Origin of the sequence: Pseudonocardia autotrophica, assembly GCF_003945385.1 — a bacterium.
In the GTDB taxonomy this organism is placed as follows: domain Bacteria; phylum Actinomycetota; class Actinomycetes; order Mycobacteriales; family Pseudonocardiaceae; genus Pseudonocardia; species Pseudonocardia autotrophica.
Window position 1 is genome coordinate 6,673,473 of record NZ_AP018920.1, and the last position, 22,837, is coordinate 6,696,309.

The following is a 22,837-nucleotide window of genomic DNA, read 5'->3' on the forward strand; positions in this document are numbered from 1 at the left end:
CGCCGTACCGTGCTGGCCGTGTCCCACACCGATACCCGCTCCCGACGCCTGGACAGGCTCGCGGACGCCCGCCTGTACCTGTGCACCGACGCCCGCTCCGAGCAGGGCGATCTGGCCGCCTTCGCCGACGCGGCGCTCGCCGGCGGGGTGGACATCGTCCAGCTCCGGGACAAGGGCGGCCCGGAGGGCCCGCTGGAGGCACGGGCCGAGCTGGCGGCCCTGGAGATCCTCGGCGACGCCTGCCGCAGGCACGGTGCGCTGCTCGCGGTGAACGACCGGGCGGACGTCGCGCTGGCCGCCGGCGCCGACGTGCTGCACCTGGGCCAGGACGACCTGCCGGTGCACTGGGCCCGCCGGGTGGTGGGCGACGACGTGATCATCGGCCGGTCCGCGCACAGCGCCGACGAGACGCTCACCGCGGCGCGCGAGGACGGTGTCGACTACTTCTGCGCGGGCCCGTGCTGGCCGACGCCGACCAAGCCGGGGCGTCCCGCACCGGGGCTGCATCTGGTGCGCACGGTCACCGAGCGCGCGCCGGAGCGGCCGTGGTTCGCGATCGGCGGGATCGACGAGCAGCGGCTCGACGAGGTGCTCGACGCCGGAGCCACCCGGATCGTGGTCGTCCGAGCGATCACCGGCGCCGAGGACCCGCGGGCCGCAGCCGAACGGCTGCGGGCCCGCCTGCCCCGCTGAGTCAGTTGTTGCCGCCGGTGTTGCCGCCGCCGGTGTTGCCGCCGTCCTGCCCGGACTGCTGCCGGCCGGACTCGGGCTGCTCGGTCGGGAGCACCCGGTTCAGCCGGTCCTGCAGCGAGCCGCCCTGATCGGAGCCGGAGCTGCCCTGCTGACCGGGCTCGGAGGTGCCGGTGCTCTCGGTCGACTCCGAGGTGGAGGTGCTGCTCTCGGACTCGCTGGTCGAGGTCTCGGATCCGGTCGAATCGGTGTCACCGGAGCCGGTGCCGTCGTCCTGCTCGGTGGTCTCCTGCGGCGGCGGGCCGCCGACGGCGCGGCCGATCGAGGTGCCTTCGCCGCCGCCGCCGATCGGCGAGCCCTTGAGGAACTCGAACCCGGTGATCAGGAACATCGACACCGCGAAGGTGACGACGCCGATCACCGCGGACACGATCATCGTCTTGCGGGTCAGCCGCACCCGCCGGATCCGGCCGGGCTTCGCATCGGACGCGGCCCGTTGCGTCCGGCCCGGTGCCTGCGCGGGATCGAGCAGGACGGTCTCCTCGCCGGTCGGGCCGGCGACCGGGCGACCACCCGGCTCGCGCGCCGCGATCACGGTGCCCTTCTTCGCCAGCTCGACCGCCTTCTCCTTGCTCACCTCGATCGAGCGGGTGAACAGGGTGGTGGCCAGTGTCGAGATGATCGACCCGAGCGCGGCACCGATCACCGTGCCGACCGCGCCGAGGAACGACCCGAGGATCGCCGTGACGACGGCGGCGCCGGCGCCCGCGGCGATCTTCGTGGGGCTGAGGTCCGCCTTGAGCGACGATGTCTCCCCGCCGGCCGGCTCCTTGCCGTCGCCTGTGCCACCGGTACCACCGCCACCGCCGGGACCGCCGCCCACCGGGCCGTGCGGGCCGCCGGGGCCGGCCGCTCCCGGACCGCCCGGGTAGGCCCGGGTCTGCGGGTGACCGCCGGGCGGTGTGCCCTGCGGGACGCCCGGCCCCGGCACGACCCGGGTGGGCCGCTGCGCGGCCCGCGACGGCCGCACCGGCGGGACGCCGGGGGGCGAGCTCTGCGGGGGCCGGGACGGGGCGGTACGGCGCTGGACCGGGACGCGTGGTGCGTCGGGTGCGACGGGACGGCCGGTGGGCAACGGATGAGCCGTGCGGTGTCCGCCGGGGACGCCGCGCGGGTCGTCACCGGGTCCGGGCTCGGGGGGGCGTTGCTGAGGCATGGCTCCTTGCAAGGGTCGTGGTCCGGCGGATCCGCAGTGGAGAACGTCCGGGAGCGCGCGAACGCACCCGATGATCACCTGAAGTGGCAGCCCTCACACGGGTGAGTGAAAGTCACGTTGTGATCACGATTCTAGCGTCACCGGTCGTTGCGTCGCGTCACCGGGGGTGACGAATCCCCGGGTGATCGTCCGGCAGCGCCGTACGCAGCAACGGCCACGACGCGAGCACGCTCAGACCCACGAGCACCGGGCTCAGAACGGTCCGTGCCAGCCCCAGCAGCACGACCTGATCCGCGGCCCACAACGGCAGGAACACGGCGAGCCGCACGACGTACTGGGACACCCACGCCCAGGACGCCCGCTGGTAGCCGCGCAGCAGATCGGGATCGCGGCGCCAGCGGGTCCGCTGCCCCAGCAGCCCGCCGACGACGACCCCGAGCAGCGGCCAGCGCACGACGATCGAGATCGCCCAGGCGAGCGCGCTACCGGCGTTCGACACGATCTGGACCAGGAAGAAGTCCGACGCCCGGCCGGTGATCAGCACGATCGCGGCCGCGGCCACCACCCCCGCGAGCCCGAACAACACCGCGCGCGGCTTTCGCCCGGCACGGATCCGCCAGCCCGCCACCACCGCACCGGCCACGATCGCCGCACCGGCACCCCAGTTGATCGGGTACACCGCACCGGTCCAGCCGGTGATCAGCCAGGTCACGACGAAGGCGGCCACCGGGACCGAGGCGTCCACGGCTCCGGCCCGGCCACCGAGCAACTCGGCCAGGCCGGGGTCCTGTCGGGGCGCTGCACGGGGGGCGGGATCGGGGGCCACCCGGTAAGGGTGCCCTATGCCTTGCCTGCGCGTCGACGGATCGGGCAGCCCCGCAGTGCCGGGGGCCCCGGTCAGCGCACCGGGGTGACGTCACGCGCGCCGATGTACTCGGGACGCGGCTTCGGCGCGTAGAAGGGCTCCACACAAGCGTTCTCGACGCTGTTGAACACCAGGAAGATGTTCGACCGCGAGTACGGGGTGATGTTGTCCCCCGAGCCGTGCAGGCAGTTCGAGTCGAACCAGGTCGCGGAACCGGCCCGGCCGGTCATCATCGCGATCCCGTGCCGGTCGGCCATCGCCGTGATCGAGTCCGGATCAGGGGTCCCGATCTCCTGCTCCGTCAGCGACGTCCGGTAGTAGTCCGCCGGCGTCTCGCCGACGCAGGACACGAACGTCCGGTGCGAGCCCGGCATGATCATGAGGCAGCCGTTGTAGGGGTGGTTGTCGGTCAGCGAGATCGAGCAGCTGACCGCACGCGGGGTGGGCATGCCGTCCTCGGCGTGCCAGGTCTCGAAGTCGGAGTGCCAGTAGAAGCCGCCCCCACCGAAACCGGGCTTGTAGTTGATCCGGCTCTGGTGGAGGTAGACGTCGGACCCGAGGATCTGGCGGGCCCGGGACAGCACCCGCTCGTCCCGGACGAGCCGCGCGACCGCCGCCGAGATCCGGTGCACCTCGAAGATCGAGCGCACCTCGTCGGACGACTTCTCGATCACGCACCGCTCGTCCGCGCGGACGGCCGGATCGTTCGCGAGACGGTCGAGCTCGGCCTGGTGGAAGGCGACCTCGTCGCCGGTGAGCAGATCGGGAACCTGGACGAAGCCGTCCCGGGAGTGCGCGGCGAGCTCCTGCGCACCGAACATCCCGGCGCTCCCGGGGTCCCCCCACACGGTGGGCTCCACTCGCTCGATGAACGCGGGCTCCCGCGAGACGCGCGTGTGGTAGCGGTCACCCGTCTCCTGCGGACGGGTCAGGTCGTCGCTGCCGGCCACGGCAGTCATGGACATTCCTCCTTGCGGTGTTGCTCGCTATCCCTTCGGACGGGGGTCGGTCGGACCTGACGGACCGAAAGGGGCGTTCCCGCTGCGATGCAGCGGAAACGCCCCTATTCGGAAGTGCGCCGGGAAGAGCCTCAGCTCTCCTCGGTGATGAGCGGGTACACGCCGTTCTCGTCGTGCACCTCGCGGCCGGTCACCGGCGGGTTGAAGACGCAGACACACTTGATCTGGGTCTTCGGACGCAGCTGGTGCCGCTCGTTGCCGTTCAGCACGTAGATCGAGCCGGGCTTGAGCGGGTACGTGACGTCGTTGTCCTTGTCGTAGATCTCGCCCTCACCCTCGGTGATGAAGACGGCCTCGATGTGGTTGGCGTACCAGAAGTCGTTGATCGTTCCCGGCTGCAGGGTGGTCTCGTGGACCGAGAACCCGATCTTGTCGTCGGCGAGCACGATGCGCTTGCTGCGCCACTGCCCGTTCTCGGACTCGACGTCCCGCTCGGTTCCGGTGATCTCGTCGATGGTGCGGACGATCATGTGGGTATCAGCTCCCGATGACGCTACGGACGGACTCCCCGATGATCGCAAGCCCCTCGTCGATCTCGTCATCGGTGGTGGTGAGCGGCGGCAGGAGCTTGAGCACCTCGTCGTTCGGGCCGGCGGTCTCCAGCAGCATCCGGTGCTCGAAGGCCTTGCCCGCGATCTTCTCCGCGAGCCCCTCGCCCTCGAACTGGATGCCCCGCGCCAGGCCCCTGCCCTTGGCGAACATCTCGGTGCCCTGGTTGTCGGCGATGATCTTGTGGAAGCCCTCTTCGATCTTCTCGCCCTTGCGGATGGTGTCGCGCTCGAGCGTGTCGTCGGACCACCAGTTGCGCAGCGTGTGGGTCGCGGTGACGAACGCCGGGTTGTTGCCGCGGAACGTTCCGTTGTGCTCGCCGGGGCCCCACTGGTCGTACTCCGGCTTGATCAGCACCAGCGCCATCGGCAGGCCGTAGCCCGAGATGGACTTCGAGATCGTGACGATGTCCGGCTTGATGCCGGCGATCTCGAAGGAGAAGAACGGGCCGGTCCGGCCGCAACCCATCTGGACGTCGTCGACGACCAGCAGCAGGCCCTTGCGGCGGCACAGGTCCTCGAGACCCTGCAGCCACTCGATGCGGGCCGGGTTCAGGCCGCCCTCGCCCTGCACCGTCTCGACGATCACCGCGGCCGGCTCGTTGAGGCTCGATCCGGTGTCGTCGAGAACCTTCTCGAACCACAGGAAGTCGGGCATCTTGCCGTCGAAGTAGTTGTCGAACGGCATCGGGGTCGAGTGCACCAGCGGGATACCGGCGCCACCGCGCTTCATCGAGTTACCGGTCACCGACAGCGCGCCCAGGGTCATCCCGTGGAACGCGTTGGTGAAGTTGATCAGCGCTTCCTTGCCGGTGATCTTGCGGGCCAGCTTCAGCGCGGACTCGACGGCGTTGGCGCCCGTCGGGCCGGGGAACTGGACCTTGTACTCCAAGCCGCGCGGAGCCAGGATCTTCTCCTGGAAGGTGTTCAGGAACTCGCCCTTGGCCGTGGTGTACATGTCCAGGCCGTGGGTGATGCCGTCGCGGCCGAGGTACTCCAGCAGCGGTTTCTTGAGCACCTCGGGATTGTGCCCGTAGTTGAGCGCCCCGGCGCCACCGAAGAAGTCGAGGTAGGAGTTGCCGTCGACGTCGGTCAGCCGGCTGCCCTTGGCCGTGTCGAAGACGACCGGCCAGTTTCGGCAGTAGCTCCGGACCTGGGACTCGAGATCCTCGAAAACGGTCATGTGTTGTCAACCTTCTCTGCTGCGATCGGGCCGATGCGGTACAGGTGCTCCGGCTCGTGCTCGTCACCGAGCAGGTCGGGACCGAACAGGTCCTCCCGCTCGATCGTCGTGTCGTGTCGTCGGGCGAAGGAGCTGAACAGCCGGATGGACGACTCGTTGTCCGGGGTGATGGTCGTTTCCATCCGGTCCGTGGCCGCGTCCTGCGCGGTCCGGTCCCACACCGCGTCCAGCATCCGGCCGGCGAGACCGGCGCCACGGGCGACCGGGTCCACGCACACCTGCCAGATGAACAACGTGTGCGGACGCTCCGGGCGCAGGTAGCCGGTCACGTAGCCGACCGCCCGGCCGTCGTTCCGGCGGGCGATCACGGACGCGCCTGCGAAATCGCGGCACCAGAGGACGTAGGCGTAGCGGGAGTTCGCATCCAGCGTCTGCGACTCCACCGCCAGCCGCCACATCTCGACTCCGTCGGCCTGGTCCGGCGACACGATCTCGTACGAAGGGTCACCATCGGCATCGGCGTCGGTCTTCTCCGCAGGGCTCGTTGCCCCGGAGAACGACGTCGACGCCCGAGGCTCGGCCTGCTCGGGTGCGATCATGTCGGTCGAGATTAACGGCCCGGACGACCGGTTGCAGCCGCTGACGGCCCGGAGCACCGACTCGGGCCATCACCATTGTGACCACGGGCACATCGGGCAACCGGCCGGACGAATCGGACGTCCTCCCAGCAAGCGGCCGGGTTCCGGGGGCCGCCGGGACCCACCGCCGCGCGCCCCGGAAGCCGCGCAGAATCCGTCGTGGTGTCGCTCGCCACGCTCCGCGACAGGGCCGAGTCGGATTCGGCCGTTCGTGCGGATGCACTTGCATCTGCACGGCGCCGGGGTGACCATGGATATTCCGCCGCACATCAACCGGAGGAGAACCGTGTCGGTACCGCCCGCAGGTGCGCGTCAGGTGCCGTCGCCGACCCTCCCGGCCGAGCCATCCGCTCCGGCACCCGAACAGAATGTGGCGGTCACCTGCGCCCGCGACGGGTTCAGCCACGTCGTCCCGCACGCGGTGCTCGCCGACTCGCTGGCCTCCGGGGCCGGGCAGTGCACCGCGATGTGCGGGCACGTCGTACTCCCGGCCTCGCTCGCCTCACCCCCGGGCGACCGCTGCCTGTTGTGCGCGGAGACCTCCGGGATCGGGCGCCGCGCTCCGCGCCGGCGCTCGTGGGCGTCACTGGCGCGCTCGGTGCGCAGCTCCTGATCCGTCCGCTCCCCCCGGCGCCCTACCGGCCGCCGGCCACGTCCAGCACCGCGCCGGTCACGTAGCTCGCCTCGTCGGAGAGCAGCCAGGCCACCGCGGCCGCCACCTCGTCCGGACGCCCGGCCCGGCCCATCGGGATCGACGGCGCCATCCGGGCCGCCCGCCCCGGCTCACCGGCCCTGGCGTGGAAGTCGGTGTCGAGCAGTCCCGGCCGGACCGCCGCCACCCGGATACCGTCCGCGGCGACCTCCTTGGCCAGGCCCACCACCAGCGCCTCGACGCCCGCCTTGGCCGCGGCGTAGTCGTTCCACTCGCCGGGCGAGCCGAGCACCGCGGCCCGTGACGTCACGTGCACCAGCACCCCACCCGTGCCGCCGTGCCGCGGGGACAGCGCGCGCACCGCGGCCCGCGAGCAGATCAGCGCGGCCCGCAGGTTCAGCGCGAGGACACCGTCGATCCGCTCGTCGCTCATGTCCTCCAGGCGCTGCCGGGACGGCGCACCGCCGGCGTTCACCACCACTCCGGTGAGCGGGGCCGGCATGTCCGCCGCGGCGGCGAACAGCTGCTCGACGCCGTCGGTGCCGGTCACGTCGGCGGCGACCGCGCGGGCCTGCACGCCCGCCGCACGGCAGTCGGCGACCACCTGCCCGGCCGCATCGGGCGAGGCCCGGTGCGCCACGACGACGTCCCGGCCCCGGGCCGCCAGCAACCGGGCGGTGGCCGCGCCGACCCCGCGGGAGGCACCGGTGACGAGAACGGTCATGCCCCGCAGTGTGCCCTGGCCCGCCGGGGGACACCGACCCTGATCGTCCGGTCACTCCCCGTGGACAGTGCGCGCCGGCAGCGGTTTGGATGGGGGTGACCATCGACGGGCGGCGCCGGCGCCGCCAGGGGGCCGAAGGAGCTGATCGGTGCGACCGAGCCTGGAACCGGTCGATCTGACCCGCTACCCGCTGCACGAGCCGGGATCGCCGCGCTGGACGGCCGCGGTGCACGAGGCCCGGGACTCCCTGGAATCGGACGGCTGCGCGGTGCTCACCGGCTTCGTGCGGGCGTCCTTCCAGGACCGGCTGCGCGCCGAGGGTGAGGAGATCGCCCCGCTGGCCCACCACGAGACCCGGGTGGTGAACGTCTACAACACCGAGCCGGATCCGGCGCTGCCCGCCGACCATCCCGCCCGGGTGCCGCTGGAACGGGGCAACGCCTTCGTCGCCCGGGACCGGATCCCGGCCGCGGGGCTGATCCACCGGCTCTATCCCGATCCGGCGTTCCGCGCGTTCCTCGCCGCCTGTGTCGGGGTGCCGGAGCTGCACGAGCTCGCCGATCCGCTGGCCGGGCTGTGCCTCAACGTCGTCGCCGACGGTCGCTCGCACCCCTGGCACTTCGACACCAACGAGGTCGCGATCAGCCTGCTCACCCGGGCGCCGGAGCAGGGCGGGATCTTCGAGTACGTCCCGGGGATCCGGTCCGCCGACGCGGAGAACACCGCCGAGGTCGCCGCCGTGCTGGCCGGGGACGGCGGGGACCGGGTGCGCAGGCTCCGGCTGCGGCCCGGGGACCTGCAGCTGTTCCGCGGCCGCTACTCGCTGCACCGGGTCACGCAGGTGCGCGGCGCGACCGCCCGGCACACCGCGATCTTCTCCTACAGCGGTCGCCCCGGGGTCGTCGGCAGCGCCGAGCGCACCCGGCAGCTGTTCGGGCGGGTACTGCCCGCGCACGGGGGGCCACGTTCGGTCCGGGTCGACGGACTGATGGACTGATCGCGTGACGGAGCAGACACCCTCGACCTTCGCGGCGGACGACGGCCTCCCGAAGGTTCCGCTGCCCACCGTGTCCGCCTCGGTGGACCGGTTCCTCCAGTGGTGCGCACCGCTGCTCACCCCGGACGAGTACACCCGCACCGCCGACGCAGCGGCCGAGCTGCTCGTCCCCGGCGGCACAGCGTCGGTGCTGCAGGCCGACCTGGAGCGGTTCGACGCCTCGGCCCACAGCTGGCTCGACGAGTTCTGGCCGTCGCGCTACCTGGGCCGCCGGGACCGGATCGCGCTGAACGCGAACTTCTTCTTCCTGTTCGGACCGGGCACGTCCGACCAGTGCCTGCGCGCGGCGGAGCTCGCGACCGCGGCGATCGGGCACAAGGTCGACCTCGACGCGGGCACCTTCGCCGCGCCGGCCGGGCGGGGCGGGCCGCAGTCGATGGACCAGAGCAGGCACGTCTTCTCCACCACCCGGATCCCGGGCGACCCGCAGGACACCGTCCGCACCCCCTACAGCGACGCGTGGCCGGGCCCGTCCACCGAGCGGCACGTCGTCGTGCTGAGCCGGGGCCGGATCCACCGGCTCGACGTGTTCGGCCCCGACGGGGCGCTGCACACGGTGGACGAGATCGCCGCCGCGCTGCGCGCGATCCGTTCCGCGCACCCCGCGCGCACCGGGCTCGACGAGGCGGTCGGCTCGCTGACCACGCTGGCCCGCGCCGAGTGGGCGGCCGTGCGGGACCGGCTGACCGGGCTCGACCCGGCGAACGCCGGCGCGGTCGATCTCGTCGAGCGTGCGCTGTTCGCGATCTGCCTGGACGACGACGTCCCGGCCGACGAGAGCGCCGCCGCCCGGACGCTGCTGGCCGGGGACTCCGGGAACCGCTGGTTCGACAAGGCGCTGTCGATCGTGGTGCTGCCCGACGGGACCGCCGGGGTGAACATCGAGCACTGCGAGCTGGACGGCACGACCGTGCTCACCCTGGTCGACGCGATGTTCGCGGACACCGTGGCGGTGCACGCCGAGCGGGCCGGGGCCCGCCCCCAGGGTGCGCCCGCCGTCGCCGAGCTGGGCTTCGTGCTCGACGACGAGCTGCGCGGCACCGTCCGCCGGGCGCACGACGAGTTCGCCGCGTTCCTCGCCGGTACCGCGACCACGCTCGTCTCCTTCGACGACTTCGGCGCCGACACGGCCAAGGCGCTGGGCTTCTCACCGGACGCCTTCGTGCAGGCCGCCTATCAGGTCGCGCACCGGCGGGCGAAGGGCCTCACCGGGGCCACCTACGAGTCGATCGCGACCCGGCAGTTCCGGCGCGGCCGGACCGAGGCGATGCGGGTGGTGACCCCCGAGATGGTCGCCTTCGTCGACCGGATGCAGGACCCGCATGCCTCCGGTGACGACCGGCGCGCCGCCTTCCGGGCCGCCGCGGATGCGCACGTCGCCCGCGCCCGGCAGTGCCAGCAGGGGGACGCGCCCGAGCAGCACCTGTGGGAGCTGGAGTGGATCCAGCGCCGGCGCGGCGCGCAGCTCGGTGCGACCGAGCCGCTCGCGGTGTTCTCCTCCCCCGGCTGGACGATCATGCGCGACGACTGGCTGTCGACCAGCTCGGCGCCGTCGCGCAACGTCCGGTACTTCGGTTTCGGCTCGACCAGCTCGCGCTGCATCGGGGTGGCCTACGTGCTGCTGCCGGACCGGTTCCACCTGCACCTGTCCACCCCGGCCGATCAGGCCGGGCCGATGGAGGCGTTCGCGCGGGAGCTGCGCGTGGTGATCGGCGAGCTGGTGGCCCTGCTGGAGCGGTAATCCGCTGGTCACCGGCGGGTGGCCGTGCTGGGCTCCGCCGATGGAGAGATTCCTCGTCACCGGCAGCTCGGGGCACCTCGGGGAGGCCCTGGTCCGCACGCTGCGCGCCGACGGTGTCCCGGTCACCGGGCTGGACCGGGTGCCGTCGCCGTGGACCGACGTCGTTGCCCCGCTGGCCGACCGGGACGCCCTCGCCGCTGCCATGACCGGCGTCACGCACGTCCTGCACACCGCGACGCTGCACAAGCCACACGTCGGGTCGCACACTCGGCAGGACTTCGTCGACAGCAACGTCTCCGGCACGCTCGCGGTACTGGAGTGCGCGGCGGCGGCCGGTGTCACCGGCGTGGTGTTCACCTCGTCGACCTCGGCCTTCGGCAGAGCACTCGTCGGGGACGGGGCGGTGACCTGGATCGACGAGAGCGTCGTGCCGCGGGTGCGCAACGTCTACGGCGCCACCAAGACCGCCGCCGAGGAGCTGTGCGAGCTGGCGGCGCAGGATCCGGGGCTGCCGGTGGTGGTACTGCGGACCTCGCGGTTCTTCCCGGAGGCCGACGACCGGGAGGAGATCCGGCTGCGGTTCGACGACGCGGCGTCCAAGCTGGTCGAGTTCTGCCACCGGCGGGTCGATCTCGCCGACGTCGTGTCGGCGCACCTGGCGGCGGCCCGGCGGGCGCCGGAGCTCGGGTTCGCCCGGTACGTGATCAGCGCACCCACCCCCTTCACCCGCGACGACCTCCCCGAGCTCGGCCGGGACGTTCCCGCGGTGCTCGCCCGCCGGGCGCCGGAGGTGGCCGCGCTGCTGCGCGAGCGGGGCTGGGCGGTGCCGGAGGTGGACCGCGTCTACTCGTCGGCGCGCGCGGTCGCCGAGCTGGGCTGGCGGCCGCGGTGGGACGCCGGAGCGATCGCCGCACGGCTGCGCTCCGGGGCCGGTCCGGGCAGCCCGCTCGCCGCGGCCGTCGGGGCGAAGGGTTACCACGCAGAGCCGACCGGCGTGTACACACCGTGAGATCGGCTCACCGGACCAGGTGACTGTAGGCCGCAGGGGCTAACGCCGTGGGTGTGTGCGGCGGTATGGGTGTCACAGCAGTCGGAGTCACCGCAGCACCGAGCCGCAGCACTCACACCGGAGGTCCGCATGACCGGCCCGCAACAGCCCCGGCCCCATCCCGCCGACGGGACCGCCGGTGCACGGCCCTCCCCGCAGGCCCGGCACGGCCGCTCCGAGCACGACTTCTTCCCGGACGACTCGTACCAGGGCGAGCAGCACGCCGGCGGCTACCCGGATCTGCGGCCCTCGCGTCCGGTCGAGCGGCCCGTCCCGGCCGCCGACGGCCCCGACGACCTGTACGGCGAGCGCCCGGCCGAGATGCACCGCGGCGCGGACCCGGGTGGCTACGGCGACCCGGGTGGTCACGGCGACCCGGGTGGCTACGGCGATCCGGGGGGCTACGGCGATCCGGGCAGGCACGGCCAGCCCGCCCCGCACGGGCGGGGTGATCTGGACCAGCGTGGCTACGGCGGCGAGGTGCCCGAGCAGCCGGCCGGTGGCGCCGGACAGCCTGCCCACCTCGAACCGTCCCCGGGTGCGGCCCGGCAGCCCGCGCACGGCACCGGCCCGGCCTACGGCTCCGGCCCTGCCTACGGCTCCGGGCCCGGGTCCCGGCCGGGTTACGGCGAGTACGGCGATCCGGCGTCGCGTGGCGGCACGGCCATCGACGGCGGCCCGCCCTACTCCACCGAACCGGCCCGGACGGCGTCGCGCTACGGCTCCGCCGACGACCGGGACGAGGCCCCCGGCGGTCCGGGAGCGGTGACGGCGGTGACCGAGCGGGCCGACCCCGACCCCGCGCGGGCCGGCTCCGAGCGGACCGATGCCGGACCGACCGACTCCGAACTGGCGACCGGGCCGACGGCGGCCGTACCCGTGCAGCGCGCTGCGCCTGCGGTCGCGGCCCGGCCGGCCGGGGGTGCGGGCAACCGGCCGGCCACCGTCGCCGAGGCCGCCGCCGCCCGGTTCGGCACCTCGGGGAGCACACCGGCCACCGGATCCGCGCCGGCTGCGGCCGCTGCGCCTGCCCAGCAGCAGCCGCAGCAGCAGTTCCAGCAGCCGATCCAGCAGCGGCCGCCGACGGTGGCGAAGGACCCGGCCGCCCTCACCGTGCTGCGGGTGATCACCTACGTGCTGGTGTCGCTGTCCTGCCTGATCTTCCTCGCGGGTGCGGTGTACGGGTTCGTCGCCTGGCTGGAGCTGCGCGACGCGCTGAGCACCTCGCCGTTGTTCGGCGGGATCGGGGGCTGATCCGCGCTCACAGCCTTGCGAGCACCTCGCGCAGTCGCGCGTCGAACGCGGCGGGATGCTCCATGAACCCGACGTGCCCGCCGGGGAACCGTTCGGGCGTCACCCCGAGCCGGTCCGCCAGTGCGCGCGACGTCAGGTCGCACAGCCGGCCGTCGGAGTCCTCACCGATCCCGACGGTCACCCGGCCGCCGCGCAGGGCGCCGGGATCGGGCACCCAGCGGACCGTCTCGCGCATCTCGTACAGGAAGAAGTGCCGCTCGTCGGCGTCCTGGCGTTCCCGGTCCGCGCCCGGGCCGTCCGCGCCGGGCAGCCCGGTCCCCGCGCCGTGCACACCAGCGGCGCTGTCGGCCCCGTCGGCGCGATCGGCAGGCTCAGCACAGTCGGCAGGCCCGGCCCCCTCGGTGACTCCGGCCGCACCCCGTCCCCGGGTCCCTCCGGCGGCCCGCCGGGCAGGTTCGCCGCCGCCATGAACAGCGCCCAGGCCGCAGCCGCGCCCTGCTCCCGGTAACGCCGCACGATCTCGTCGCCGGTGGCGCGGCGGGCGGCCGCGTCGGGCAGGAGCTCCTGCAACGGCGGCTCGTGCGCGACGACCGCGCGCACCAGCTCCGGGCGCGTCTGCAGCAGCGCGAGCGCGACGACGGCGCCGCCGCTGGACCCGACCAGCGTCGCCGGGCCCTGACCGAGATGCTCGACGAGCGCCGCGAGGTCCGCGGCGCGCACCGCGACCGGAGAGCCCGCGTCGGCGTCGTCGACCGGGCTGCGGCCGGTGCCGCGCGGATCGAACGTGACGACGGTGTGATCGGCCGCGAGCAGCCCGGCCGTCGCGGCGAACCCGTCCGCACCCATCGGGGAGCCGACCAGCACCAGCAGCGGGCCGGTCCCGCGGACGTCGAAGTGGATGCGGGCACCGGCGAGGTCCAGTACGGCGTCGGTGAGGGTGCCTGCGGTGTCTGCGGTGCCGTTCACGGGAACCTCCGGTCGGGTCGGCCTGCACCGGATCCGACCGGCCGCGCGTCCGGAACTCATCGCCGTACGCTGGAGATCGTGCCGAGAACGGTGGGCCGACGCATCGCCGGGTTGCTGGGCGTCCTCCTGGTGGTCGTGCTGCTCGGTGGCGCGCTCGTGTGGTTCGCCGAGCGCCGCGGGCTGACCACCGACGACCTGTGGGAGCTCGTCGATCCGCCTCCTCCGGAGGAGTGCACCGAGGACGATCCCACGTCGACGGGCTGTCTCACGCCGAGCGCGCTGCGTCTGCACGACGCCGCGGTGGCCCGGTTCGGGGAGCCGGGACCGGGTGCCCCGGTCCGATCACTCAGCTGCTGGTCCGAGCACGCCTGGAACCCCTCCAGCGACCATCCCGCCGGCCGGGCCTGCGACTTCTTCCCCGCCGGGTACGGCGAGTTCCCCGCCGGGACCGACCTGGAGCAGGGCTGGGCGGTCGCGGACTGGCTGCGCGAGAACTCCGCCGAGCTGCGGGTGCGGTACGTGATCTGGCAGGGCCGGATCTGGTACCGCGGCACGGGCGATACCGGCGACGGCCGGGCCGGCTGGGGCCGGCCCTACGACGGCGGCGGGGTCTACGACCCCGACGACGCCACCGGCGGGCACTTCGACCACGTGCACGTCAGCGTCCGGCCGTGAACGGGCTTCCCCGTGCCGGAAACCGGGCTCCCGGTGGCAGCGGGACTCGGGTTCGCTGATCGGCGAGCCCGACGAGGGGAGCCGCCGTGACCGTGCCCGACCCGGTGTCCGTGCCCGAACCAGTGCCCGAACCAGTGCCCGAGGCAGGGTCTGTGCCCGGTGATCGGACGACCGCTGCGGACCTGAGCTACCTGGCACCGGACTCGACGGTGCTGCGTCGCTTCACCGCGCCCGGCGCGAGCGTCAACACCGGCCGGTACGAGACCCACCGGGTGACCGTGCGGGACGGGCGAGCCACCGACGAGGCCTTCGACGTCGACGTGCACGGCTTCACCCTCGCCCGGCACCGCAGCGCGGTCACCGACTTCACCGATCCCGAGCAGGTCCAGCGGATCTACCGGAGCGAGGTGACCGATCTCGTGCAGGAGCTGCTCGGTGCCGACGCCGTGGTGTCCCGGGGCGGCGTGCTGCGCCGCTCGGCCGATCCCGGGAGCTCCGGCTCGCAGCCGCAGGCCGGGCTGGTGCACTGCGACTACGCACCGGAGGGCGCGCCCCGCGCGGCCGCGGCCGCCTACGCCGAGGCGTTCCCGGACGGCCCGGGATACCGCCGGGCGGTCGCGACGAGCACCTGGCGGGTGTTCAGCCCACCGCCGCAGGACTGGCCGCTGGCGCTGTGCGACTTCCGCAGCGTCGCCGACACCGACGGGCTCCCGAACACGCTGTACTTCGTCGACGAGCTGCCCGCCGACCCGTTCGGCCCGGTCGACGGGCTCGAACCGGTCACCCACGGCTCGGAGTTCCACCGGAACCCGGACCACCGCTGGTGGTACTTCCCCGGCATGGACTCCGACGAGGTCCTGTTCTTCAAGTTCCACGACTCCGACCGGTCCCGCGCCTGGCGGGTGCCGCACTCGGCGTTCCACGATCCGGCGGCGGGCGCCACCGGTCCGCGGCACTCGATCGAGTTCCGGACCTTCGCCTACTGGCACTGAAGCACTGTCACTGAAGGACTGGCACTGAAGCACTGGCACTAAAGAACGTGCTCGCCGTACATCTCGCCGAGCGGGTCGGCGATCAGCTCGATCCGGGCACCGTCGGGATCGCGGAAGTAGACCGAGACCCCGGAGTGCACCTCGTGCTCGACGCCGGCGGCGGTCAGGCTCGCGACGAGCGCCTCCCACCGCTGCGGCTCGACGCTGATCGCGATGTGGTGCAGCCCGCCGAGCACCTCGGCGTACGGGCCCACGTCGAGCCCCGGGAAGTCGAAGAACGCGAGCAGGTTCCCGTTGCCGATGTCGAAGAAGAAGTGCGACGAGCCCGGGTAGTCCCGGTTCTCGATCAGCTCGGTCAGCGGGAACCCGAGCACGTCCTGGTAGAAGCGCACGGTCCGCTCGACGTCCGAGCTGACCAGCGCGGTGTGGTGCAGCCCGCGGGCGGTCGACGACGGCCGCTCGCCGGTGGGCTTCAGGTGCGTCCGGCGGATCCGGTCGCGCTCGGCGTCGAGGGCCGGGACGCCGGTGCCGGCTTCGGTGGAGCTCATGATGCTCATCCCTTCAGCAGTGCGGTGACGGTGTGCGAGGACGACGGCCGTCAGGCGGCCTCCGTCTCCTTGTCCTGGGTGCCCGCGGCCTTCGCCGCGACCAGCGTGGCGTGCGTCGGCGCGTCCGGCACGCCGGGCCCGCGCAGCGCCGCGAACTCCTTGCGCAGCACCGGCACGACCTCCTCACCGAGGATGTCCAGCTGCTCCAGCACGGTCTTCAGCGGCAGGCCGGCGTGGTCGATCAGGAACAGCTGGCGCTGGTAGTCACCGACGTAGTCGCGGAACCCGAGGGTCCGGTCGATGACCTGCTGCGGGCTGCCGACGGTCAGCGGGGTCTCCCGGGTGAAGTCCTCCAGCGACGGCCCGTGCCCGTAGACCGGCGCGTTGTCGAAGTAGGGCCGGAACTCGCGCACCGCGTCCTGCGAGTTGGACCGCATGAACACCTGACCGCCGAGCCCGACGATCGCCTTCTCGGCCAGGCCGTGGCCGTGGTGCTCCCAGCGCTTGCGGTAGAACTCGACCATCCGCTTGGTGTGCGACGCCGGCCAGAAGATGTGGTTGTGGAAGAAGCCGTCGCCGTAGAAGGCGGCCTGCTCCGCGATCTCCGGGCTGCGGATCGAGCCGTGCCAGACGAACGGCGCGACGTCGTCGAGCGGGCGCGGGGTCGAGGTGAACCCCTGCAGCGGGGTGCGGAAGCGCCCCTCCCAGTCGACCACCTCGGTGTCCCAGAGCCTGCGCAGCAGCGCGTAGTTCTCGATGGCGAGGTTCATCCCCTGCCGGATGTCCTGGCCGAACCACGGGTACACCGGGCCGGTGTTGCCGCGGCCGAGCGTCAGATCGATCCGCCCACCGGACAGGTGCTGCAGCATCGCGTAGTCCTCGGCGATCTTCACCGGGTCGTTCGTGGTGATCAGCGTGGTCGCGGTGGACAGCTGGAGCCGCTCGGTCAGCGCCGCGATGTAGCCCAGCGTCGTCGTCGGCGAGGACGAGAAGAACGGCGGGTTGTGGTGCTCGCCGAGCGCGAACACGTCCAGCCCGACCTCTTCGGCCTTGCGTGCGATGGCGATGACGTCGGAGATCCGCTGCGCTTCGGTCGGCGTCCGGCCCGTGGTCGGGTCGGTCGTGATGTCGCTGACCGAGAAGATTCCGAACTGCACGACTACCTCCGAGATGGTTGATCTGTCATCTACATTCTCTCCCAACATAGATGACGCGTCAACTATTCCGGTAGGCTGGGCCCGTGACACGGTGGCTGGACGACCGCGAGCAGGCGGCGTGGCGGGGGTACCTGCGGATGCAGGCGAGATTGCAGGCCGAGCTGCACCGCAGGCTGCAGGCCGAGTCGGGGCTCTCGATCGCGGACTTCGACGTGCTGGTGGCGCTCACCGACCGGCCGGACGAGCGGGTCCGGGTACTGGAGCTGGCGAGCTCGCTGGAGTGGGAGAAGAGCAGGCTGTCCCATCACCTGGCGCGGATGCAGCGGCGCGGGCTGATCACCCGCGAGGAGTGCGACGACGACGGCCGCGGCAACTTCGTCGTACTCACCGAGCAGGGGCGGGCCGCCATCGAGGAGGCCGCACCCGGTCACGTGGAATCGGTCCGCGAGCTGGTCTTCGACATCCTCACCGACGACGACGTGGACGCACTCGCCCGGATCGCCGGCACCGTCGGAGCACAGCTGGACCGGGCACGATCGGACCGGGCGCAACCGGACCGGGCGCGGCGCTGAGCGCGGGAGCGTTCAGAGCCTGCGCACGCAGGAACCCACCCACACCCCGCCGAGCAGCACCACGATCACGCCGGTCACCAGCGCCCCCACGACGAGCAGGGCCACCCCGCCCGCGAGGACGAGGGCGGCGACGAGGAGCTCGAGCCACAGCAGCACCGCCCCAGAATTGCACCGCGCACACCCACAGGGACACCACCGGCGTGCCGGGCGGCGCGTCCGGTGCCATCATCGGTGCAGCGGGCAACGGCGCCCACCAGGGCTGGTCGGCCGATGACACTCGACCGATCGGACGTGGCATCGACGCCCGTCCGGCCGCTCCTGCGCCGACCGGGGGAACCTGTCCCACCCCCGGGACGTCACACGTGGTGACGGGTGGCGTCCGGCCCGGTGGCACGGGGCGGCGTCCGGCCGCATCGGGGGGCAGGGCACCATTTCCGGGTGGTACCTGATCGGAGGCTTGCGTGATCGGACTGTCGGACACCGTGGCCGCGTTGCTGGCCGCGATTCCGGCTGCGCCGATCCGGTCGCTCCTCGTGATCGGCCTCGGAGCGTTCCTCGAGGGTCCGGTGGTCACCGTCGCCGCGGCCGCGCTGGCCGGGGCCGGGCAGCTGCCCTGGTGGGGAGTCTGGCTGGCAGCGGTGGTCGCGGACGTCGTCGGCGACACCCTGCTCTACGCACTCGGCAGGCACGGCGACCGGCCGGCCGTCGCGCGGGTGCTGGTCCGGCTCGGGCTGACCGACGCCCGCCGCGAGGCCCTCACCCGCGAGGTGCACACGCACCTGCCCCGGATCGTGATCGGGGCCAAGCTCGTCGACATCGGCGCGATCCCCGCCTATCTCGCTGCCGGCCTGGCGAACGTCGGCTACCAGCGCTTCCTGTCCTGGGTGATCCCGGCGACCGCGGTGCGGGCCGCGGTGCTCGTCGGCATCGGGTACGCGGCGGGCGACCGGCTCGCCGCCGACCTGGAGAGCCGGCCGTGGCTGCTGCTCGTCGCCGGGATCGCGGTCGGGGTGGCACTCGTGCTGGGCAGGCTGGTGATCGTCCGGGCCACCGCCGGCCGCCGGCGCGTGCACGCCCGCTGAGGAGCCGCGCGCGCCGACGGCCCGCGTCAGCCCCGCAGCTCGGGGAACGCGTCGTCGCGCCACTCGACGGCGGCGACCGCACCCGGGTCGTCCGTCTCGCGCGTGCGCAGCTCGACCCGGCGGATCTTCCCGGAGATCGTCTTCGGCAGCTCCGCGAACTCCAGCCGCCGCACCCGCAGATAGGGGGCCAGGTTCGCGCGGGCGTGCGCGAGGATCCCCAGTGCCGTCTCCCGGGTCGGCTCGAAGCCGGGGGCCAGCGCCACGTACGCCTTGGGCACCGCCAGCCGCACCGGATCCGGCTGCGGCACCACGGCCGCCTCCAGCACCGCCGGATGCTCCACCAGCACGCTCTCCAGCTCGAACGGGGAGACCTTGTAGTCCGACGCCTTGAACACGTCGTCGGTGCGTCCGACGTAGAACAGGTAGCCCTCGGCGTCCCGGGTCGCGGTGTCCCCGGTGTGGTAGAAGCCGCCGGCCATCGCCTCCGCGGTCCGCTCGGGCATGTCCAGGTAGCCGGTCATCAGGCTGATCGGGCGCCGGGCCAGGTCGATGCAGATCTCGCCCTCGGTGTCCGAGACCTCGCCGGTGGTCTCGTCGACGAGCACCACCGGGACGCCGGGCAGCGGACGCCCCATCGACCCGGGCTTGACCGGTGAGCCGGGGGTGTTGCCGACCGACGCGGTGGTCTCGGTCTGCCCGAACCCGTCGCGCAGGGTCAGCCCCCAGTGCTGCCGGACCTGCTCGATGATCTCCGGGTTCAGCGGCTCGCCCGCCGCGATCACCTCGCGCAACGATCCGGGCCCGCCGGACAGGTCCGCCTTGATCAGCATCCGCCACACGGTGGGCGGCGCGCAGAACGTGGTGACCTGCCGGGTACGCAGCGTCCCGAGCAGCGCCGCGGCGTCGAACCGGGTGTAGTTGTAGAGGAAGATCGTCGCCCCGGCGATCCACGGGGCGAAGAAGCAGCTCCAGGCGTGCTTCGCCCAGCCCGGCGAGCTGATGTTCAGGTGCACGTCGCCCGGGGCGAGCCCCAGCCAGTACATCGTGCTCAGGTGCCCCACCGGGTAGGACGCCTGGGTGTGCTCGACCAGCTTGGGCCGGCTGGTCGTGCCGGAGGTGAAGTAGAGGAGCAGCCGGTCCTCGGCGGTGGTGCCGGGGTGCTCGAGCGGGGCCTCGGCCTCCGCGGCCGGCGCGGTGTCCGCGTCGGTGTAGTCCAGCCAGCCCGGCGCCGATCCGCCGACGGCCACCAGCACCCGGCCGTCGTGCAGGCCCTCGAACCGGTCCGCGCAGGAGACGTCGGCGATCACGAATCTGGCGTCGCCGCGTTCGAGCCGGCCGGGCAGGTCGACCGCCCCGAGCGCCGTCGTGGTCGGCATGATGACCGCGCCGAGCTTCATGACGGCGAGCATCGACTCCCACAGCTCGACCCGGTTGCCGAGCATGACCAGCACGCTGTCGCCGCGCGAGACACCGTGCGAGGCGAGCCAGCGGGCGACCCGGTTGGAGCGGCGGCGCAGCTCGTCGAAGCTCCAGGAGCCGGCGCCGCCGTCCTCCTCGACGATCTGCAACGCCGGCCGGTCGTCGCCCTCGGCGATCACGTCGAACCAGTCGTGGGCCCACTGGAACGGGCCGGAGAGCTCGGGCCAGCGGAAGTCGGCGACCGCCTTCTCGTGCTCGCCGTGCAGCGCGACGAGCCGGTCCCGCGCGTCCCGGAGGATCTCGTGGTTGGTGTTCATGCCGGCGTCTCCGTCCGCTCGATCTCGTGTTCCAGGGCGCGGTTGCGGGTCTCACGCAGCATCGAGACGCTGATCAGCGAGATGACCGCGGTGACCGAGAGCATCACGCCGATCGCGACGCTGCCGAACGACGCGGCCAGGCCGGGTGCGAGCAGTGGCGGGATGGCGCCACCGAAGACGCCCGCGAGGTTGTAGCCGAGCCCGGCGCCGGTGTAGCGGTGCTTGGCCGCGAACAGCTCCGGCAGGTACGACCCGGCCGGCCCGTAGGAGACCGAGAAGATCACCAGGGTGACCGAGAGGCCGATCCCGAAGGCCAGCGGCGTCCCGATGTCCAGCACCGGGAACAGCGCGAGCGCCCAGACGATGCCTGCGATGCAGGAGACCCGGATGACGTTCCGCCGCCCGAAGCGGTCGGACAGGATCCCGGAGATCACGATGCCGGCACCGAAGATCACCGAGGCGCCGATGCCCAGGCTCAGGACGACCGGGCGGGACAGCGCGGCACCGTCCGGGTTGGTGCCGTAGGCGGTCAGATAGGCGGTGCCCATGTAGAAGAACGCGAACAGCATGGTCAGCGCGCCGGCCGACAGCATGACCTCGCGCGGCTGGGCGCGGACGGCCTCCAGGAACGGCAGCCGCTTGCTGCGGTCCAGGGTGGCGGCCTCGGACTTCGCCCGCCGCTGCGCGTCCTTGAACGCCGGGGTCTCCTCGATCGACAGCCGCACCCAGAGCCCGACGCCGACCAGGGCGATCGAGAGGATGAACGGGATCCGCCAGCCGTAGGTCAGGAAGGCGTCGTCGTCGTCGCCCATGATCAGCCCGGTGACCAGGAAGGTGCCGGACGACAGCGCGAACGCGATCGCCGGGCCGAGCTGCGGGAACACCCCGTAGAAGCCGCGCTTCTCCTTGGGTGCGTACTCCGCGGTCAGCAGGGTCGCGCCGGCCCACTCACCGCCGACGGCGAAGCCCTGGCAGAAGCGCAGGAACACCAGGATCAGCGGTGCGGCGACGCCGATCGTCTCCGCCGGGGGCAGCAGACCGATCAGGACGGTCGCGATCCCCATCATCAGCAGGGTCGAGATCAGCGTGCGCTTGCGGCCGATCCGGTCGCCGTAGTGGCCGAAGATGACGGCGCCGACCGGGCGGGCGAAGAACGCGACGGCGAACGTCGCGAACGACGCGACGGTGCCCGCGGTCGCGCCGAGCGCCGGGAAGAAGACCGTCGGGAAGACCAGCGCCGCAGCGGTGCCGTAGATGAAGAAGTCGTAGAACTCGATCGTCGTGCCGGCGCAGCTGGCCGCGGCGACCCTGCGGAGTGGGACCGGCTTCGTCGTCTCCGGTGGGGACGCGTCGGACATGGCTGGGCTCCTCGTCGAGCGGATGGGGGATCGGCCACGGTGGGGTCGAGCCCGATGGGTGGACGAGAGAGTCACCGAGCGGCCCGCAGCGCCGCTACCCACTGAAGTAGGGATACCCACTTCGGGGGGTAGTGGTGCCGCAGGCGGCTTGACGCCGACCGGGACACATGCGACAACGCATCCGGGACGCGGATGAGAAGCACATTCGCGCGCACCGATGGAGGGCACCCGTGGTCGACGGTGATCCGGCGTGGACAGCGGCCGCCGACGCGTCCGAGGACGTCGTGGCCCGGTCGCTCGAGGCCTCGCTGGCGCGGCGGCTCGGCGAGCTGCACCGCAGCACCGGCCTGCCGGTGGTCTTCGGGGGCGCGACCCGGAGCGCGGTGACCGGGCAGAAGCTCACGATCACCCGGCTCGCGGGCACGCTGGGCGACTCGCTGCGCCAGCTCGACGTGGTGTCCGGGCGTGGCCTCGGCGGCGTCGCGATGCTGCGCAAGCGTCCGTGCCGGGTGAACGACTACGCGTCGACGTCCGGGATCACCCACGACTACGACCTGCCGGTCGTCGAGTACGAGAAGCTGACCTCGATCCTCGCCTATCCGATCATGGTGGGCGGGGCGGTCCGCGGGATGGTCTACGGGGCCGTCCGTGAGGACCGACCGATCGGGGACGTCGCGGTCCGCCGGACCGGTGCGATCGCCACGCAGGTCGCCCGGGACGTGACCGCGATGCTGGAACCGGCCACCCCCGGCCCGGGTGGCGGGGCGGGTTCGGAGCGCAGCACGGCGCTCGACGAGCTGGCGGTGCTCGCCCGCACGACCGCCGATCCGGGGCTGCGGGCCAAGCTCGACCAGATCCACCGGGCGCTCGCCGGTTCCCGGCCGTCCCCGGACGCACCCCCGGGGACCCTGCTCGCTCCGCGGGAGGCCGAGGCGTTGCGGCTGGTGGCGGTCGGTGCGAGCAACGCCGAGATCGCCGCCGACATGGGTCTGGCGGTGGACACGGTGAAGACCTACCTGCGCAGCGCGATGCGCAAGCTCGGCGTGCACAACCGGACGAAGGCCGTCCTCGCCGCCCGCTCCGCCGGCCTCCTCTGAGGAGCGCCGCCGGGGACGG

25 protein-coding genes are annotated in these 22,837 nt (G+C 72.8%); 11 read left to right on the top strand and 14 right to left on the bottom strand.

Annotated features, from left to right (window positions below; translation table 11 throughout):
* Nucleotides 1–9 precede the first annotated feature (9 nt).
* Nucleotides 10–693, top strand: a complete 684-nt coding sequence (thiE, locus tag Pdca_RS31015) for a thiamine phosphate synthase (RefSeq protein WP_166665871.1) — start codon at nt 10–12, stop codon at nt 691–693.
* A gap of 1 nt (nt 694) precedes the next feature.
* On the opposite strand, the gene Pdca_RS31020 is transcribed toward thiE, so the two are convergent.
* The 6 genes from Pdca_RS31020 to ectA all read right to left on the bottom strand — a co-directional run bounded on the left by Pdca_RS31020 (nt 695) and on the right by ectA (nt 6,177).
* Nucleotides 695–1,906, bottom strand: coding sequence for a hypothetical protein (locus Pdca_RS31020; RefSeq protein ID WP_125911627.1), 1,212 nt, complete (start codon nt 1,904–1,906; stop codon nt 695–697).
* Nucleotides 1,907–2,063: 157 nt separating this feature from the next.
* Nucleotides 2,064–2,732 carry a DUF3159 domain-containing protein gene (locus Pdca_RS31025; RefSeq protein ID WP_085910443.1) on the bottom strand — a complete coding sequence of 223 codons (669 nt, stop codon included), beginning with the start codon at nt 2,730–2,732 and terminating at the stop codon, nt 2,064–2,066.
* A gap of 71 nt (nt 2,733–2,803) precedes the next feature.
* The gene (thpD, locus tag Pdca_RS31030; RefSeq protein ID WP_085910442.1) at nt 2,804–3,730 is read right to left on the bottom strand and encodes an ectoine hydroxylase; all 927 of its coding nucleotides are present in this window, start codon (nt 3,728–3,730) and stop codon (nt 2,804–2,806) included.
* A 131-nt stretch (nt 3,731–3,861) separates the two neighbouring features.
* Nucleotides 3,862–4,260, bottom strand: a complete 399-nt coding sequence (locus Pdca_RS31035) for an ectoine synthase (protein ID WP_085910441.1) — start codon at nt 4,258–4,260, stop codon at nt 3,862–3,864.
* A gap of 7 nt (nt 4,261–4,267) precedes the next feature.
* A complete protein-coding gene (ectB, locus tag Pdca_RS31040; RefSeq protein WP_085910440.1) occupies nt 4,268–5,521 on the bottom strand; it encodes a diaminobutyrate--2-oxoglutarate transaminase in 1,254 nt (417 codons plus the stop codon).
* Nucleotides 5,518–6,177 carry a diaminobutyrate acetyltransferase gene (gene ectA, locus Pdca_RS31045; protein ID WP_307724076.1) on the bottom strand — a complete coding sequence of 220 codons (660 nt, stop codon included), beginning with the start codon at nt 6,175–6,177 and terminating at the stop codon, nt 5,518–5,520. The genes ectB and ectA overlap by 4 nt, the downstream gene beginning before the upstream one ends.
* A gap of 298 nt (nt 6,178–6,475) precedes the next feature.
* Here ectA and Pdca_RS31050 point away from each other — a divergent pair, with 298 nt between their 5' ends.
* A complete protein-coding gene (locus Pdca_RS31050; protein WP_125911628.1) occupies nt 6,476–6,772 on the top strand; it encodes a hypothetical protein in 297 nt (98 codons plus the stop codon).
* Nucleotides 6,773–6,794: 22 nt separating this feature from the next.
* Here the strand turns inward: Pdca_RS31050 and Pdca_RS31055 are convergent, their stop codons facing one another.
* On the bottom strand, nt 6,795–7,535 hold the full coding sequence (locus Pdca_RS31055) for an SDR family oxidoreductase (RefSeq protein WP_085910437.1): 741 nt from the start codon (nt 7,533–7,535) through the stop codon (nt 6,795–6,797).
* Nucleotides 7,536–7,683: 148 nt separating this feature from the next.
* On the opposite strand from Pdca_RS31055, the gene Pdca_RS31060 reads away from it, so the two are divergent.
* From Pdca_RS31060 to Pdca_RS31075, 4 genes are all read left to right on the top strand, one after another.
* A complete protein-coding gene (locus tag Pdca_RS31060) occupies nt 7,684–8,532 on the top strand; it encodes a HalD/BesD family halogenase (protein ID WP_085910436.1) in 849 nt (282 codons plus the stop codon).
* Nucleotides 8,533–8,536: 4 nt separating this feature from the next.
* Nucleotides 8,537–10,333, top strand: a complete 1,797-nt coding sequence (locus tag Pdca_RS31065; protein ID WP_085910435.1) for a choline/carnitine O-acyltransferase — start codon at nt 8,537–8,539, stop codon at nt 10,331–10,333.
* 40 nt (nt 10,334–10,373) lie between these two features.
* The gene (locus tag Pdca_RS31070; protein WP_085910434.1) at nt 10,374–11,342 is read left to right on the top strand and encodes an NAD-dependent epimerase/dehydratase family protein; all 969 of its coding nucleotides are present in this window, start codon (nt 10,374–10,376) and stop codon (nt 11,340–11,342) included.
* A gap of 129 nt (nt 11,343–11,471) precedes the next feature.
* On the top strand, nt 11,472–12,635 hold the full coding sequence (locus Pdca_RS31075) for a hypothetical protein (RefSeq protein WP_085910433.1): 1,164 nt from the start codon (nt 11,472–11,474) through the stop codon (nt 12,633–12,635).
* Between the two features lie 7 nt (nt 12,636–12,642).
* On the opposite strand, the gene Pdca_RS36535 is transcribed toward Pdca_RS31075, so the two are convergent.
* Both Pdca_RS36535 and Pdca_RS31080 read right to left on the bottom strand, forming a co-directional pair.
* Nucleotides 12,643–12,849 (bottom strand): hypothetical protein, encoded by a 207-nt coding sequence (locus Pdca_RS36535; RefSeq protein ID WP_197719857.1) that lies wholly within the window; start codon nt 12,847–12,849, stop codon nt 12,643–12,645.
* Nucleotides 12,813–13,601, bottom strand: a complete 789-nt coding sequence (locus Pdca_RS31080; RefSeq protein WP_197719858.1) for an alpha/beta fold hydrolase — start codon at nt 13,599–13,601, stop codon at nt 12,813–12,815. The genes Pdca_RS36535 and Pdca_RS31080 overlap by 37 nt, the downstream gene beginning before the upstream one ends.
* A 78-nt stretch (nt 13,602–13,679) precedes the next feature.
* Between Pdca_RS31080 and Pdca_RS31085 the strand changes: the two genes are divergently transcribed.
* The gene (locus tag Pdca_RS31085; protein WP_125911629.1) at nt 13,680–14,276 is read left to right on the top strand and encodes a VldE C-terminal domain-containing protein; all 597 of its coding nucleotides are present in this window, start codon (nt 13,680–13,682) and stop codon (nt 14,274–14,276) included.
* 152 nt (nt 14,277–14,428) lie between these two features.
* The gene (locus Pdca_RS31090; protein WP_085910431.1) at nt 14,429–15,268 is read left to right on the top strand and encodes a CmcJ/NvfI family oxidoreductase; all 840 of its coding nucleotides are present in this window, start codon (nt 14,429–14,431) and stop codon (nt 15,266–15,268) included.
* A 38-nt stretch (nt 15,269–15,306) separates the two neighbouring features.
* Here Pdca_RS31090 and Pdca_RS31095 read toward each other — a convergent pair whose 3' ends face one another.
* Nucleotides 15,307–15,816 carry a VOC family protein gene (locus Pdca_RS31095; protein ID WP_085910430.1) on the bottom strand — a complete coding sequence of 170 codons (510 nt, stop codon included), beginning with the start codon at nt 15,814–15,816 and terminating at the stop codon, nt 15,307–15,309.
* A 50-nt stretch (nt 15,817–15,866) separates the two neighbouring features.
* Entirely contained in the window at nt 15,867–16,973 is a 1,107-nt protein-coding gene (locus tag Pdca_RS31100) for an LLM class flavin-dependent oxidoreductase (RefSeq protein WP_085910429.1), read from the bottom strand.
* Nucleotides 16,974–17,056: 83 nt separating this feature from the next.
* On the opposite strand from Pdca_RS31100, the gene Pdca_RS31105 reads away from it, so the two are divergent.
* Nucleotides 17,057–17,545 carry a MarR family winged helix-turn-helix transcriptional regulator gene (locus Pdca_RS31105; RefSeq protein ID WP_085910428.1) on the top strand — a complete coding sequence of 163 codons (489 nt, stop codon included), beginning with the start codon at nt 17,057–17,059 and terminating at the stop codon, nt 17,543–17,545.
* A gap of 12 nt (nt 17,546–17,557) precedes the next feature.
* Here Pdca_RS31105 and Pdca_RS35870 read toward each other — a convergent pair whose 3' ends face one another.
* Complete coding sequence (locus tag Pdca_RS35870; protein ID WP_158092024.1) at nt 17,558–17,701, bottom strand: hypothetical protein; 144 nt, start codon at nt 17,699–17,701, stop codon at nt 17,558–17,560.
* Between the two features lie 305 nt (nt 17,702–18,006).
* On the opposite strand from Pdca_RS35870, the gene Pdca_RS31110 reads away from it, so the two are divergent.
* Complete coding sequence (locus Pdca_RS31110) at nt 18,007–18,627, top strand: DedA family protein (RefSeq protein WP_085910427.1); 621 nt, start codon at nt 18,007–18,009, stop codon at nt 18,625–18,627.
* Between the two features lie 26 nt (nt 18,628–18,653).
* Here Pdca_RS31110 and Pdca_RS31115 read toward each other — a convergent pair whose 3' ends face one another.
* Complete coding sequence (locus Pdca_RS31115) at nt 18,654–20,363, bottom strand: AMP-binding protein (RefSeq protein WP_085910426.1); 1,710 nt, start codon at nt 20,361–20,363, stop codon at nt 18,654–18,656.
* Complete coding sequence (locus Pdca_RS31120) at nt 20,360–21,721, bottom strand: MFS transporter (protein WP_085910425.1); 1,362 nt, start codon at nt 21,719–21,721, stop codon at nt 20,360–20,362. The genes Pdca_RS31115 and Pdca_RS31120 overlap by 4 nt, the downstream gene beginning before the upstream one ends.
* A 230-nt stretch (nt 21,722–21,951) precedes the next feature.
* On the opposite strand from Pdca_RS31120, the gene Pdca_RS31125 reads away from it, so the two are divergent.
* A complete protein-coding gene (locus Pdca_RS31125; protein WP_158092023.1) occupies nt 21,952–22,818 on the top strand; it encodes a LuxR C-terminal-related transcriptional regulator in 867 nt (288 codons plus the stop codon).
* Nucleotides 22,819–22,837 lie beyond the last annotated feature (19 nt).